This window comes from Sphingomonas radicis, assembly GCF_051400635.1.
In the GTDB taxonomy this organism is placed as follows: domain Bacteria; phylum Pseudomonadota; class Alphaproteobacteria; order Sphingomonadales; family Sphingomonadaceae; genus Sphingomonas.
Genome location: NZ_JBLFFG010000005.1, coordinates 222,438 through 236,217 on the forward strand (window position 1 = coordinate 222,438; position 13,780 = coordinate 236,217).

Here is a 13,780-nt window from a genome sequence, read left to right on the forward strand (position 1 = left end):
CGTTGAATATTATGGAATTATTCCCGGATTCGACTCCTCATTCGAATTGGACTATTTTTCATCCGTTTCCGATCTATCGGGGACTTTGAGGGGGGATGGATAAATGGCCTTTCCGACTTCCACCAACGATCAGATCACTGATTCGGTAACCCAGGCGAACACGAAGGTGCTGGGCGACGCCCCTGCCGTCGCGATGGCCAACCTCTACCAGGCGACGGCGCAAGCGCTCGCCAATGCCGCACACAACGCCACCAATGCGCAGCAGCAGGCCAATATCACTGCGCAGGCCGCGACGACGATGGGCGTATCGATGCTGTTCTCGATCGACACGGCATCGCTGGGCATCGTTACCGAGGACGCCCCCGCCTCCTAATCCGCCGCGCCCGCAATCGCCGGGCAAAACCCACGGACCTGATTTCTCCGCCGGAGAGGAGCTTTGCGCTATGGCTTTCCCAACCTCGGTCAACAGCCAGATTACTGACGCCGTCACCCAGGCCAATGTTCAGGTGGTGGGCACTGCCCCGGCGATCGCGCTGGGCAACCTCTACCAGGCGACTGCGCAGGCGCTCGCAAATGCCGCGCTCAACGCCACCAATTCGCAGCAGCAATTGTGGATCACTGCGCAGGCCGCGACGAACGCTGGAATCGCACTCATCTATGCCCGCGCCGGCGTGGCTATCGCAACGACTCCGGCCGAAGCCGCGCCGGGCGCGAAGCAGGGCTGATGCCAGCCAAGGGGGAACAGATGTCGGACGAAAGCGCCGGCCCCGCAGCGGCAGCCGCACATGCCGGCGCCGGGGACACGCTGAACAGCCAGATCGTCGACGCCGTCGCCGCGGTGAACGCCATCCTTGCCGGCCAGGCGCCCGCTGACTCGATGGCGATGCTGGGGCTGGTCGGCGCCCAGACGATCGGGCTCGGCATGCACAACGCAGTCGCGCGGCAGCAAGCCGAAGCTGCAATCAACGCGTCCGCCACCGCAGCGCTCTGCGCGCGGATGATCGGGACCGGCGTGCCGCTCGCCGCCCAGGCCGGGCCGGCGCAGGCGCTGATCGCCATGGCCGAGGCCCAGGCGCAGGCGGCGGTCCTGCTGCTGAAGGCGCAGGCGCAGCCGAACGCCCCCGATGCGGCAGCCGCCGTCGACGCGCTGGCGCGGATCGCCGCCGCCGCAACGGCCAGGAATGCGGACACGCCACCACCGCAACCCTCCAGGGCAACCCGCAAGACGAGCGAAAAGGACGAGGAACAGGCATGAGCGACTCGGTTCGGGTCGATCCGCGCATCGTCGATGCGATCAACCAGTCGCAGCAGGCGACGATGGCTCCCCAGGTCGTTCTGACGAGCGCGCGGGGCACGGCCTATCACGCGGTCGCCCAATCGGCGGCGATCGCATTGCAGGATGCCGCCGATGCGCTGCGCAATGTGACCAGCATCGCCGCCGCAGCGAGCGGCACTGCGCTGTCGCAATATCTCGCGACGGGCGACGCGCGGTTCCTGGAAGTATTGCCGCAGGCACGGCAGATGGTCGGCCAGGCGATCGAGGATTTTTCTGCGGTGGGCGCGGCAGCATCGGCAATCGTGAAAGAGTTCCCCTCGGGCTGACGCTCCCACGGGCGACAGGAGAAGCGATGACAGCTCGAAAGAAGAATGCGGGGACGGCCGGCGCGGAGCATGACACCGCAAGCCCCACACCGCCCAAACCCCCTGTCGACGCCCATACGAAGGCGCTTGCGGCAGCGAGCGAGGCGCAGCGCGCGGTTTCGCAGGCGATCGATCGCGCCGCCGTCGAAGTGGCCGCCGCGCACAAAGTCGCTCAGAGCGCGGTCGCGGCTGCGGTACGGCGCCGGGGCTAACGCGTCCGGTCACAGAGCGTTGCGGCTGGACGTGTCGCGCCCTAGCGTGACGCGCATGAAGCATCTCCTCGCCATTTGCGCGCTCCTTGCCGCCTGCCCTGCCGCCGCCCAGCTTTCCCGCCCGGAAAGCGCCATGGCCGCCGCTGTCGATGCCGGCAGCGCCGACACGCTCGCGTTGCTCGAGCGGATGGTGAACCAGAACAGCGGCACGCTGAACCTGGCGGGCGTGCGCGCGGTGGGGGACATGCTGCGCCCCGAGTTCGAGGCGCTCGGGTTCAAGGTCGAATGGACCGAGCTGCCCGAGACCAAGCGGGCGGGGCATTTCGTCGCCACGCATAGGGGCAACGGCCGCGGCAAGCGGATGCTGCTGATCGCGCACCTCGACACGGTGTTCGAGCCGGGATCGCCCTTCCAGAAATTCCGGCGCGAAGGCGACAAGGCGATCGGCCCGGGCGTGGTCGACGACAAGGGCGGGATCGCAGTGATCGTCGCAGCGCTGCGCGCGATGAAGGCGGCGGGCACGCTGAAGAACGCGGATATCAAGGTGGTGCTCACTGGTGACGAGGAGAAGACCGGCGACCCGATCCCTGTGGCACGCGCCGGGCTGATCGAGGCGGGCAAATGGGCCGATGTCGCGCTAGAATTCGAGAATCTGGCGCGCGAGAACGGGCAGGATTTCGGCACGATTGCCCGGCGCAGCGCCAACAACTGGACGCTCACCGCAACGGGCAAGACCGGGCACGGCGGCAGCGTGTTCGGCCCCGAATATGGCTATGGCGCGATCTACGAGATCAGCCGCATCCTCACCGCCTGGCAATCGGAGCTTCGCGAAGAGAACCTCACCTTCAACGTCGGGGTGATCGGCGGCGGCACGCCCGCGACGATCGATACCGATGGGCTGAAGATCGAGGCATCGGGCAAGACCAACGTCATCCCCGCGCAGGCGATCGCGCGCGGCGACCTGCGCAGCCTCACCCCCGAGCAGGATGCCAGGGCCCGCGCCGCGATGCAGGCGATCGTCGCCAAGCATCTGCCGGGCACCGGAGCGACGCTGACCTTCCAGGACAACACCCCGCCGATGGCGCCGACCGAGGGCAACCGCGCGCTGCTCGCGCGGCTCAACAAGGCCAACCGCGATCTCGGCCTGCCGGAGATGGCCGAGTTCCCGCCCGCCAAGCGCGGTGCGGCGGATTCGAGCTTCGTCGCGGCCTATGCCGATACGATGGCGGGGATGGGCCCGGTGGGCGGCAGCCTGCACGCCGAGGGCGAATGGCTGGATGTGCCGAGCATATCCCTGCAAGCCAAACGCGCGGCGATCCTGATGAGCCGGCTGGCGGCCGAGCGGCGGTAGAGTGCTTAGAGCCCCTCCCCTTCAGGGGAGGGGTTTGGGGTGGGGCATGTGTCTCGCCGAGACCGAACCGCACCTGGACAGCCCCCACCCCAACCCCTCCCCTAAAGGGGAAGGGCTATAAAAAGGGCCCGGCGTTTCCGCCGGGCCCTCCCCCTTTTGACCCTTGCGGGTTTTCAGCGCTTGCCGATGCGCAAGCTCAGCGCGACGCCGTACATGCGCGGCTCGCCGGCGATGAACGTCGGCATGCCGATGCCGTCGCCGGTGTTGCCCGCGTCCTTGATGTACGATTGGTCGAGCAGGTTGGTGGCAAAGGCTTCGAGCCTCCAGCGGCCGTTTTCCGTCTCTACGCCGAGGCGCGCGTCGACCAGCGCATAGCCGTCCTGCAGCTCGTCCTGCACCATATCGGGCGCCAGATTGTTGACCTGAAGCGCCGGCAGATCATTGTCGTCGTCGAAGAAAACTTGCGACTGCCAGGTGACGCTGGGGGTGAAGTCGATCTTCACCGGCCCGGCCGGCACGCTCAGCGCGACGCCGAACGAGGCGCTGTGGTCGGGCGAGAGGCGGAAGCGGTTGCCATCGCGCGCACCGGTGGTGAAGCGGCTGTGGTTCCAGGCATAGGTGCCGAAGACGTTTGCCCAATCGGCGGCGCGCCAAGTCAGCTGGCCTTCGAAGCCGTAGCTCTCGGCCCGGCCGGCATTGACCGTGACGAAGCTCGTGCCCTGCTGCTCGGTCGTCTGGAAGTTCGAATAGCGATAGTAGAAGAAGGCACCGTCGGCGAAGAGCGTGCGGTTCGCCAGCGCAGTCTTGGCGCCGACTTCGTAGCTGTCGACGGTCTCCGCCGGGAGCACGCTGAACCGCGGCGCGCCGCCGGGCGCGGAGGGCGGCGCGACGCTCAGGATCTCGGGACGGCGGCCGCGCGCATAGTTGGCGTAGAGGCTGGCGTCGGGCGAGATTTCGTAGCGGGCGATGGCGCGCCAGGTGAAGCCGTCGTCCTTCAGGTCTGCGTCGTAGCGCTGGCCATTGGTTCCGGTCGGCTGCGCGCCTAGCCCGAACAGCGGGACCGGATAGAGCGCCGAAGGCGGGATGTTCGCAGCACCCGGCACGGCGAGGGCCCCGAGCAACGCGGTGCGCGTCGCGGCGGGCTGCGACAGCGCGCCGATGAACCCGCCCAGGATCGAGCGGCCGTTGAGCACCGCCGATTCATAGCCGGTGGTCTTGTCGTCGTGCGTCCAGCGGACGCCGCCGCCGATCTCGAACGCCTCGGTGATCTTGAAGCTCACATCGGCGAACAGGTCCCAGCTCTCCGTGCGGCCATAGTTGGTGCTGGTCTCGTAATGGCCGGGCTTGAGGTTGGCGGCGATCGCGCGCGCCTGGGCGGCGGGCAGCGCCACACCCGAAGCCGCCGCGATCCCCTGGAGCAGCGTGCCGGTGAAGGCGGTGTTGCCGAACACCGCACCCGGCGCCGGATCGGTCGCCGGGCGGCCGGGGATCGCGCCGCCGCCGTTCAGCGTGTTGGTGAGCCGCGCGAGCAGCACGCGCTCGTCGAACTGCGATGGCGTGCGCTGGGAGCCGTTCTCGCGATAATAGGTGCCTCCGGCGAAGGCAGTCAGCCGATCATCGCTCCAGGTCAGCCGCAGCGTGCCCATTGTCTGATCGCCCCGCGCATCCTCGGCAGCGGTGAGCGCCGGGAGCGAGATGCCGTCCGCGTCGAAGATCTCGATGCCCGCGAACTCGCGGTACGATCCGATCGCGTTGAGCGAGAGCCGGTCGGAGAATTCATAGTTGGCGATGCCGGTGACGCCCCAGACGTCGCGATCGAGGCCGAGCGGCTTGCCGCCCTCGAATCCCGCGCCAGGCGCCAGCGCCGCGCCCGAATTGCGACCGCGATCGCCGATCACCGCGCCGGTCACCGGATCGGTGGGGTTGTAGGCGATCGACTTGAACGAAGTGCCGGTCGCGCGGTCGTGCTGGTAGTTGCCGATCAGATCAAAGGTGAGCGCGCCCGGCGCCCAGCGCAGCGATCCGCGCACGGCTTCGGACTTGATCCCGTTGTAATCCTCGCCGCCGAGCAGGTTCTCGACGGTGCCGCTGCGCTCGCGGATGCGCGAGGCGACGCGCAGGCCCACGTCGCCGCCGAGCGGCAGGTTGACCGTCTGGTCGACGCGCCACGCGTCATAGTTGCCGTACTGGCCGTAGAGATAGGCATAACCGTTGTTCGGATCGGCCTTGGCCTGGACGAGGTTGACCGCGCCGATCAGCGCGCCGCGGCCGTAGAGCGTCGACTGCGGCCCCTTGGCGATCTCGACGCGCTCCATGTCGAACAGCTCGACATAGGAGCCGCGCGACTTGGAGATCGACACGCCGTCCTGGAAGACCGAGACGCGCGGCTCGTTGTACGCGCTGCCCGAATCCGACGTGATGCCGCGCATCACGAAGCCGGGATTGTTGGGCGACTGGTTCTGCACTTCGAAGCCGGGGACGAACTGGCTCAGCCGATCGAACTCGGTGATGCCGAGATCGTCGAGGAATTCGCCCTGATAGGCCGCCAGCGCGAACGGCACTTCGATCGGCGACTGCTCGCGCAGCTGCGCAGTGACGACGATCTCGTCCTCGGCGGGCTCGGCCGGCGCGGCGGCATCCTGGGCATAGGCAGGCGCGATCAGCGCGAGCGGACTGGCGAGCGCGAGCAGCGCGGTACGGACGGACATGCAAAACCCCCTGCATTTGACGGGAGCGTTTTTCGCCCCCTTGCCGCCGCGGTTGCGCGCGGATCGTTACACCTGTGTTGCGGCGCAACAGGAAATCTTCGCTGCCTTGCGCCTGCGCGCGCGAGCGGCCATCTAGATGACCATACCCAAAGTTCGAATCGGAGAGGGCGGATGCGCAGCTATCGGAAACACTATATCGACGGCGCCTGGGTGGAGAGCGACGGCGGCACGCCGCACAAAGTGATCAATCCGGCCACCGAAGAGCCCGTGACCGAGATCACGCTTGGCTCCGAAGCCGATGTGGACAAGGCAGTCGCTGCGGCACGCCGGGCGTTCGAAAGCTTCTCGCGCACCAGCGCCGACGAGCGGATCGCGCTGATCGAGCGGGTGATCGAGGCGTACAAGGCGCGCGCCGCGGACCTGGCAGAGGCGATCAGCCTGGAGATGGGCGCGCCGATCGGGCTGGCGAAGACCGCGCAGGTGGGCAGCGGCATCGGCCATCTGCTCGCGGCCGCCAAGGCGCTGCGCGAATTCCCGTTCGAGGAGCGGATCGGCAACAGCTTGGTCGTGCATGAGCCGATCGGCGTGGTGGCGATGATCACCCCCTGGAACTGGCCGCTCAACCAGATCGTCTCCAAGGTGGCGCCGGCGCTGGCGGCGGGGTGCACGATGGTGCTCAAGCCCTCCGAAGAGGCGCCGGGCGCCGCTGCGATCTTCGCCGAAGTGCTCGACGCGGCCGGGGTGCCGGCGGGCGTGTTCAACCTCGTCCAGGGCGACGGCCCCGGCGTGGGCGCGGCGCTTTCGCGGCACAAGGGCGTCGACATGGTGAGCTTCACCGGCTCGACCCGCGCCGGCGTCCAGGTCGCCAAGAACGCCGCCGACACGGTCAAGCGCGTGCATCAGGAGCTGGGCGGCAAGTCGCCATCGGTGGTGCTCGACAGCGCCGACCTGGCCCAGGCGGTGAAGGGCACGCTGTTCGGGGTGCTGCTCAACTCGGGCCAGAGCTGTATCGCCCCCGCCCGCCTGCTCGTGCCCGCCGCCAAGCAGGACGAGGCCGCGGCGATCGCCGCCGAGATGATGAAGGCCACCCAGTGCGGCTCGCCCTCTGAGGAGGGGCGCCATATCGGCCCGGTCGTCAACAAGGCGCAGTGGGACAAGATCCAGGGGCTGATCGCCAAGGGGCTGGAGGAAGGCGCGAAGCTGGAGACCGGCGGTCCGGGGCGCCCGGACGGCATCGACACCGGCTATTTCGTCAAGCCGACGCTTTTCAGCCACGTCCGCAACGACATGGCGATCGCGCGCGAGGAGATTTTCGGGCCGGTCGTCACGATCATCCCCTATGAAGACGAGGAAGACGCGATCCGCATCGCCAACGACACCGATTACGGCCTGTCCGCAGTGGTGTTCGGCGATGCCGAAGGCGTGAAGCGCGTTGCGCCCCGGCTGCGCGCAGGGATGGTCTATGTCAACGGCGGCCAGCCCGATCCCAACCTGCCCTTCGGCGGCTACAAGCAATCGGGCAACGGCCGCGAGCACGGCAAGTTCGGGCTGGCCGAGTTCCTGGAAGTGAAGGCAGTGGTGGGGGCGTTCGCGTGACCCTCCCTGCAGGGAGGGAGCGGGTGGGGTCTAAACCGGCCAAACCCACAGGATCAGCGGTGTGCCGAGCACCAGCACCAGCAGCGAAAGCGGCGCGCCGAGCCGGGCATAGTCGCTGAAGCGATAGCCGCCGGGCCCCATCACCAGCGTGTTGCACTGGTGCCCGATCGGAGTGAGGAAGTCGCACCCCGCGCCCACCGCGGTCGCCATCAGGAACGCTTCAGGCCGATAGCCCAGCCCGGTGGCGAAGGTCGCGGCGATCGGCGCCATCACCAGCACCGTCGCGGCGTTGTTGAGGAACGGCGTCACCGCCATCGCCGCCGCCAGGATCAGCGCAACCGCCCCCCAGGGCGGCAGCGTCGCGGCGAAGTTCGACAGCCAATCGCCGATCAGCTCGGTCGCGCCGGTGGTGCGCAGCGTGTCGCTGACCGGGATCAGCGCGCCGAGCATCACCAGGATGGGCCATTCGACATGCGTATAGGCCTCGCGCACCGGCAGCGCACCGCTCAGCACCACCAGCGCCGCGGCGGCGAAGAAGGCGACAGCGACGGGCACATAGCCGCTCGCGGTCGCGATCATCGCTGCCGCCAGGATCGCCAGCGGCAGCAGCCGGTTGCGCACGCTCCCCAGCCGCAGCGTCCGCTCGGCGAGCGGCAGGCACCCCAGATCGCCGAGCCGCTCGAGCAGCAGCTTGATCGGCCCCTGGAGCACGATCACGTCGCCCGCCAGCAGCACGATGTTGCCCAGCCGCTGCGCGAGCCGCTCGCCCTGGCGGGAGACGGCGATCAGGTTCAAGCCGAAGCGCTCGTGCAGCCCCAGCTGCCCCGCGGTCGCGCCCACCAGCGGACTGTCGACGCCGATCACCGCCTCGATCACGCCCATCTCGTCGCGTGCGCCCTCGGGCCGCTCTCGATGCTGCCCCTCGAGCTCGAGCCCATCGGAGACGATCGCGCGCTCCAGACAGTCGGGCGCGCCGGCCAGGATCAGCACGTCCTCGGGCATCAGCACCGTGTCGGCGAACGGCGCGCTGCGGATGCCGGCGCGCAGGATCATGGTGACCGCGACTTCGTGGTCGTGGCGCTTCTGGAATGCGCCAACAGTCTCGTCCACCGCCGGCGATCCCGCTGGAATCTCGGCCTCGGTGACATAGGACTGGATGTCCAGCGCCTCGCCGAGCGTGGGGGTCGCCTGCCGGTTGCGGGGGAGCAAGCGGTAGCCGAAGGTGAGGAACACCAGCCCCACCGCGGTCAGCCCCAGCCCCACCGGCGCATAGTCGAACATGCGGAACGGCTCGCCCGTCATCTCCTCGCGCACCCGGCTCACGATGATATTCGGCGAAGTGCCGACCAGCGTGATCAGCCCGCCCAGCAGCGAGGCGAAGGCCATCGGCATCAGGAAGATCGAGGGCGTCGTGCCGGCGCGCTTCGCCGTCTGGAGCGCCACCGGCATCATCAGCGCCAGCGCGCCGATGTTCTTGACCAGCGCGGAGGCGAAGCCGACGCTCGACGTGAGGAGCAGCAGCTGCCCCTGTACGCTGCGCACGCGCCGCTGGAGCACCAGCATCGCCCGCTCGATCACGCCCGATCGCTGCACCGCGCCCGAAAGCACCAGCGCCGACGCGACAATGATCACGATGTCGTCCGAGAAGCCCGAAAAGGCATCCTCGGGCTTGATGATCCCCACCGTCAGCCCGGCGAGCAACGCCATGATGGCGACGAGATCGTACCGAAAACGCCCCCAGATGAAGAGCAGCATCATGCCCGCAAGGACGGTGAGGGAGAGTATCTGCGGGAGGGTCATCGAGGCGGGTATAGCATGGCGAGTCGCGTCCAAACACGCCAGCCCGGCTTTGGCTCCGTGGTGCCATGTCCCTCTCCCGCAAGCGGGAGAGGGCTTTTGAGACAGTGGCGCCCAGCGCCGGTACGTGGCAAAGCCGCGGGCATGGCCAATACTCCTTCCCGTGCGCCGCTCGCCGGCGGATCGCTCCTCGCGTTCAGCCTGATCGCCGGGACGATTATCGGCGCGAGCCGCGGACAGGCGTCGCTCGGCTTCGTCGGCGGGCTCGCGGTCGGCGTCGCGCTGCTCGTCGCGGTCTGGCTGATCGATCGCGCGCGCGCCAAGTGAACCGCGCCGGCCGCTGCTGAGGATCGCCGGGTGACATCGGGCAGCTTCCGCTTCGGCCGCTTCCTTCTGGACCCCGACGATCGCCAGCTCCGGCGCGACGAGGTGCCGGTCGAGCTCAACGCCCGATATCTCGACGCGCTCACGCTGCTGGTGCGCGAACAGGGCAGGCTGGTTTCGAAGAGCCGCTTCTTCGACGAAGTATGGCACGGCGTGCCCGTCACCGACGAGGCGCTGACCCAGTGCATCAAGGCGCTGCGACGCCAGCTCGGCGACGACGCCAGCCAGCCCCGCTTCATCGAGACCGTTCCCAAGCACGGCTATCGCTTCATCGCTCCAGTCGAGCGCGAGGCTCAGTCGATGCCCTCCCCGGCTCAGGTAGCGGCAGGCGTCCTGCCCCGCGCCGGCTGGCATGCGCCGCTGCTGCTCGGGCTGGCCGGAACGGCCGGCGGCGGCGTCGCCGGCACGATCGGCGGGCTGATCTATGGCTTCGCCGGCGCCGCCCAACCGCTCGCGCCCGGCATGGGTGCAGCCTCGGTGCTGCTCGTCCTGCTCTGCGTCACTATCGTCGTCGCGCTGCTCGGCGGCGCCGGCGTGGGCTTCGGGATCGCCGGTGCGGCGTTCGCGTCGGGCCGGCCGTGGCGGTGGAGCATCCTGGGCGGCGCAGCCGGGGGCCTGATCGTGGGCGCGGTCGTCAAGCTGCTTGGCCTCGACGCGTTCAACCTGCTGCTTGGCGCGGCGCCGCACGATATCACCGGCGCGGGTGAAGGCGCGCTGCTCGGCGGCGCGGTCGGGCTCGGCGGCTGGCTGGCGAACCGGGCCGCTCCCGCCTTTTCCCTCCGGCGAAGCGTCGCGATCGCCAGCCTCGTCTGCGCCGCCGCCGGCTTACTCATCCCGCTGCTCGGCGGACGGCTGATGGGGGGCAGCCTCGATCTGCTCGCCCGCCGGTTCCCGGCGTCGCGCCTCCGCCTTGATCAGATCGGCACGCTGCTCGGCGAGCAGGGTTTCGGGCCGGTCAGCCAGATGGTGACCGGCGCGATGGAGGGCGCACTGTTCGGCGGCTGCGTCGTCGGCGCGATGGTCCTTGCCCAGCGCTGGCTTCAGCGGCCCGCCTAGCGGCGGCGATCAGGCCTGAGACGAGCTTTCGGGAGGAAGCGGCACCGCCCGCCGGGACTCGCCGGCACTGGAAGCGCGTGCTCCCTCCAGCGCTCGCGCATATTTGGCGGCGAACTCCCGGTGGACCCGGGCGATGGCGGGGTCGGCCGCGCGTTCGGCCATGGCGAGCGAATCCCGGTAGCGTCGTTCGAGATACTCGCGGGTGACGTCATATTCCATGCGGCACCTCTACCTCTCGGGGCGAGGAACCATGGGCCCGGTCCAGATAATAGCCGGCGAGAATATAATGGGCTCGCATGGCTTCGGGCTTTTCCGCCTTGTGAGCCGCCGCGATCTCGGCCTCTGCCCTGCCGCGGTAGTAATCGCTATCCTCACGCATGAGGCGCCTCCTGCTGCGCCACCCCGCCGAGCAACTTCCACTCGGAAGGGGCCCCGGTCCATCAACTAGATCAGGATTCCAGCGACTGGGAGTGGTTTATTTGCTGATTGTTCAGTGCGGTAACCGCATCGAACTCGAATCTGGCACTATCCCGATCGGCGCTAAACCAGTGCCCGGCTGAACCACACCACGCGGCCGATCACCTCCACCTGCCCCCGCCCGCAGAGCCGCGCCGGATAGGCGGGATTGTCGCTCACCACTTCCAGGCCGCCCACCGCCGGGCGCAGCCGCTTGACCATCAGCACCCCATCGATGCGGATCACGAAGATTCCGCCCCGCCCCGTCACGTCGCGCCGGTCGCGGTCGACCAGTATCTCGTCGCCGTCGGACAGCGTCGTCTCCATCGAATCGCCTTCGACGCGGATCACCGAAGTCGCTTCGGGCCGCACCCCCAGCTTCCGCAGCAAGGCGGGAGACAGCGCCGCGGGGTGACGCCGCGTCTCCTCTTCCGCCAACCGCCCCGGCCCCGCCGAGGCTCCCAGGTCGAGCCGCGCGATCTCCACCAATCCTTCCGGCGTCTGCGCGCCCAGCCGCGTCTCCGGCACGCCCAGGAAGCGCGCGAGCCGGCCGCGATCGCGCTCGGCCAGCGTCCGTGGCGTCCCCCGGCGCAGATATTGCTGCAGATAGGCGGGGTTGCGGCCGATCACGCGCGACAGCTCGGAAAGGCTCGCTCCCCGCTCCGCCATCAGCGCTGCCAGCGCACTCCGCTGCTCCTCCGGATCCATTTCCGAACCCTAGCATAGGAATTTTCCTAGACAAGTAGGATTTGAGAACAAAACATGATCAGGACACCGACTCGAAGGAGGCAGAGAGATGTGCGTGCAGCGCAAGATCGAGAAATTTCTGAACAAATCGCAGATGCCGGCGACGCGGTTCGGCAGGCTGGTGGCGCATGATCCGCGCCTGGTGCCCGACCTGCGCAGGGGGCGCGAGCCGCGTCCCCGGATGGTCGCGCGGATCGAGGCGTTCCTCGCCGCGCAGGAGAATGCACGATGAGCCGCGGTCCGGACGCCGCGATGCTGATCGAGCGTGCGCTGCTGGCGAGCGCGGAGCGCGCCGCCTGCCCGTTGAGCCTCGCCGAATCGGAGATGCAGCGCTGGGCGAGCGCCACCTTCACGGGTGCGCGGCATCGCATCACGCTGGTCGGCGCCGCGTCTCCCGCGCTCGATGGCTGGCTCGCTGCGCTGCCCGAGACCGATTTCGCGCTACGCGGCCATCTGGTGGCAGACGTGCAGGTGGTCCATGTGTGTCGCGTCGGGCGCGCGCTGACAGCTACGATCGAGGCGCTGACGGTGGAGGAACGCTAGGAGCGCCGGTCAGGCGCTTCGGGCGAAGTTGCGGAACGTCGCCAGAGAATCCTCCAGCGCGCGCTCGGTGCGGCGATGGTCGGAAGGAGAGCGATGCGCCGCGGCGGGCGTCCGTTCCATGCCCGTGGCCAGGCCGCGCCGGACCATGCCGCGCTCGAGCCGGTCGAGCAGCGCGTGGATCGATGCTTCGGTCTCGGGTCGCGTGATCCGTTCGTCGCGCGGCCTGGGGCGGAGCGACGGCAGCTTTGCAGGAGCCGCGAGCGGCGCGTCCCGAATAGCGCCCGGGTCGAAGGCGGCGAGCGGCTGCGAAAGATCCCGCGGCAGCGCGCGCTCGATCGGGACCGGCGCTTCGGGGACCGGGCGCGTCTCGCTGGCGCGAATTTCGAGGAAGGGCGTGCCCAGGTCGCGCATCGCGAGCAACGGCGGCCGCGACGGCGCATCGGGATGGGCATCGGCGCGCCGCAGCACCGGCGGTTCGCCTGCCGCCTTGCGCATCGCGCGCCGGTTCTTCCTCGCGACCCGCCACACCACCGCGGCCACCCCTGCGAGCGCCAGCGCGATCAGCGCGGCACTGACGCCGAACGGAACGGCGGGAACGGGGACGACCGGCAGGTTCATGCTTTCATGCGACCCAGGCTTTTGCTCTGTCTCCTTCATAGAGAGTTTTTGGTTAACGAAATCATACCGGCTGTATTTCAGCCCGCGCCCGTCAGCTCTTCCTGGAGCGCTTCGATCACTGCGCGGTTGAAAGCGGGGATGTCGCCCGGCTTGCGGCTGGTGATCAGCCTGCCGTCGATCACCACTTCCTCGTCGAGCACATTGGCACCGGCATTGGCGAGATCGGTGCGCACCGAGGGCCAGCCTGTCACGCGCCGCCCGTCGATCACGTCCGCCTCGACCAGCAGCCACGGCGCGTGGCAGATCGCCGCCACGATCTTCCGGTCGTCGACGAACTCCTGGACGATGTCCACCACCCGCTGGTTCATGCGCAGCTTGTCCGGATTGGCGACGCCGCCGGGCAGCACCAGCGCGTCGTATTCCGCCGTGTCCACCTGGTCGACGGTGGTGTCGGGGGTGATGCCCTCTCCCTTCTCACCCTGTTTCTCGCCGGTGATCGGCTGGAGCTCGAGCGAAGCCAGCGTCACGCTGGCGCCCGTGTCGAGCAGTGCCTGGCGCGGCTCGAACAGCTCGGATTGCTCGAAGCCGTCGGTGGCGATCATCAGCACGCGCGCGTTGGTCAGGTCGGCCATGGGAATGTCCTCGTGTTGGGGATTCGAGCTGCGCAACCC

18 protein-coding genes are annotated in these 13,780 nt (G+C 68.6%); 11 read left to right on the forward strand and 7 right to left on the reverse strand.

The window, feature by feature from the left end:
* The first annotated feature begins 103 nt into the window (after positions 1–103).
* The 6 genes from ACMGDH_RS16615 to ACMGDH_RS16640 all read left to right on the forward strand — a co-directional run bounded on the left by ACMGDH_RS16615 (position 104) and on the right by ACMGDH_RS16640 (position 3,204).
* Positions 104–373 carry a RebB family R body protein gene (locus tag ACMGDH_RS16615; protein ID WP_436829093.1) on the forward strand — a complete coding sequence of 90 codons (270 nt, stop codon included), beginning with the start codon at positions 104–106 and terminating at the stop codon, positions 371–373.
* Between the two features lie 70 nt (positions 374–443).
* The gene (locus ACMGDH_RS16620; RefSeq protein WP_436829094.1) at positions 444–725 is read left to right on the forward strand and encodes a RebB family R body protein; all 282 of its coding nucleotides are present in this window, start codon (positions 444–446) and stop codon (positions 723–725) included.
* A gap of 20 nt (positions 726–745) precedes the next feature.
* A complete protein-coding gene (locus ACMGDH_RS16625; protein WP_436829095.1) occupies positions 746–1,255 on the forward strand; it encodes a RebB family R body protein in 510 nt (169 codons plus the stop codon).
* Positions 1,252–1,602, forward strand: a complete 351-nt coding sequence (locus ACMGDH_RS16630) for a hypothetical protein (protein ID WP_436829096.1) — start codon at positions 1,252–1,254, stop codon at positions 1,600–1,602. Before ACMGDH_RS16625 ends, ACMGDH_RS16630 begins: the two co-directional genes overlap by 4 nt.
* Before the next feature lie 26 nt (positions 1,603–1,628).
* A complete protein-coding gene (locus ACMGDH_RS16635; protein ID WP_436829097.1) occupies positions 1,629–1,853 on the forward strand; it encodes a hypothetical protein in 225 nt (74 codons plus the stop codon).
* Positions 1,854–1,908: 55 nt separating this feature from the next.
* Complete coding sequence (locus ACMGDH_RS16640) at positions 1,909–3,204, forward strand: M20/M25/M40 family metallo-hydrolase (RefSeq protein ID WP_436829098.1); 1,296 nt, start codon at positions 1,909–1,911, stop codon at positions 3,202–3,204.
* A 173-nt stretch (positions 3,205–3,377) separates the two neighbouring features.
* On the opposite strand, the gene ACMGDH_RS16645 is transcribed toward ACMGDH_RS16640, so the two are convergent.
* The gene (locus ACMGDH_RS16645) at positions 3,378–5,912 is read right to left on the reverse strand and encodes a TonB-dependent receptor (protein ID WP_436829099.1); all 2,535 of its coding nucleotides are present in this window, start codon (positions 5,910–5,912) and stop codon (positions 3,378–3,380) included.
* Positions 5,913–6,083: 171 nt separating this feature from the next.
* On the opposite strand from ACMGDH_RS16645, the gene ACMGDH_RS16650 reads away from it, so the two are divergent.
* Positions 6,084–7,508, forward strand: a complete 1,425-nt coding sequence (locus ACMGDH_RS16650; protein WP_436829100.1) for an aldehyde dehydrogenase family protein — start codon at positions 6,084–6,086, stop codon at positions 7,506–7,508.
* 30 nt (positions 7,509–7,538) lie between these two features.
* On the opposite strand, the gene ACMGDH_RS16655 is transcribed toward ACMGDH_RS16650, so the two are convergent.
* Positions 7,539–9,308 carry an SLC13 family permease gene (locus tag ACMGDH_RS16655; RefSeq protein WP_436829101.1) on the reverse strand — a complete coding sequence of 590 codons (1,770 nt, stop codon included), beginning with the start codon at positions 9,306–9,308 and terminating at the stop codon, positions 7,539–7,541.
* 141 nt (positions 9,309–9,449) lie between these two features.
* Here ACMGDH_RS16655 and ACMGDH_RS16660 point away from each other — a divergent pair, with 141 nt between their 5' ends.
* Entirely contained in the window at positions 9,450–9,632 is a 183-nt protein-coding gene (locus ACMGDH_RS16660) for a hypothetical protein (RefSeq protein WP_436829102.1), read from the forward strand.
* 30 nt (positions 9,633–9,662) lie between these two features.
* Positions 9,663–10,745, forward strand: coding sequence for a winged helix-turn-helix domain-containing protein (locus ACMGDH_RS16665; protein WP_436829103.1), 1,083 nt, complete (start codon positions 9,663–9,665; stop codon positions 10,743–10,745).
* A gap of 9 nt (positions 10,746–10,754) precedes the next feature.
* Here the strand turns inward: ACMGDH_RS16665 and ACMGDH_RS16670 are convergent, their stop codons facing one another.
* The 3 genes from ACMGDH_RS16670 to ACMGDH_RS16680 form a co-directional block, all read right to left on the reverse strand.
* Positions 10,755–10,964 (reverse strand): hypothetical protein, encoded by a 210-nt coding sequence (locus tag ACMGDH_RS16670; RefSeq protein ID WP_436829104.1) that lies wholly within the window; start codon positions 10,962–10,964, stop codon positions 10,755–10,757.
* Positions 10,954–11,124 (reverse strand): hypothetical protein, encoded by a 171-nt coding sequence (locus ACMGDH_RS16675; protein WP_436829105.1) that lies wholly within the window; start codon positions 11,122–11,124, stop codon positions 10,954–10,956. Before ACMGDH_RS16675 ends, ACMGDH_RS16670 begins: the two co-directional genes overlap by 11 nt.
* Before the next feature lie 161 nt (positions 11,125–11,285).
* A complete protein-coding gene (locus ACMGDH_RS16680; protein ID WP_436829106.1) occupies positions 11,286–11,909 on the reverse strand; it encodes a S24 family peptidase in 624 nt (207 codons plus the stop codon).
* A gap of 88 nt (positions 11,910–11,997) precedes the next feature.
* Here ACMGDH_RS16680 and ACMGDH_RS16685 point away from each other — a divergent pair, with 88 nt between their 5' ends.
* The gene (locus ACMGDH_RS16685) at positions 11,998–12,180 is read left to right on the forward strand and encodes a hypothetical protein (RefSeq protein ID WP_436829107.1); all 183 of its coding nucleotides are present in this window, start codon (positions 11,998–12,000) and stop codon (positions 12,178–12,180) included.
* Entirely contained in the window at positions 12,177–12,491 is a 315-nt protein-coding gene (locus ACMGDH_RS16690; protein ID WP_436829108.1) for a hypothetical protein, read from the forward strand. Before ACMGDH_RS16685 ends, ACMGDH_RS16690 begins: the two co-directional genes overlap by 4 nt.
* Positions 12,492–12,500: 9 nt before the next feature.
* On the opposite strand, the gene ACMGDH_RS16695 is transcribed toward ACMGDH_RS16690, so the two are convergent.
* Together ACMGDH_RS16695 and ACMGDH_RS16700 are read right to left on the reverse strand one after the other, a co-directional pair.
* A complete protein-coding gene (locus tag ACMGDH_RS16695) occupies positions 12,501–13,109 on the reverse strand; it encodes a hypothetical protein (RefSeq protein WP_436829109.1) in 609 nt (202 codons plus the stop codon).
* 77 nt (positions 13,110–13,186) lie between these two features.
* Positions 13,187–13,741, reverse strand: a complete 555-nt coding sequence (locus tag ACMGDH_RS16700) for a type 1 glutamine amidotransferase domain-containing protein (RefSeq protein ID WP_436829110.1) — start codon at positions 13,739–13,741, stop codon at positions 13,187–13,189.
* Positions 13,742–13,780 lie beyond the last annotated feature (39 nt).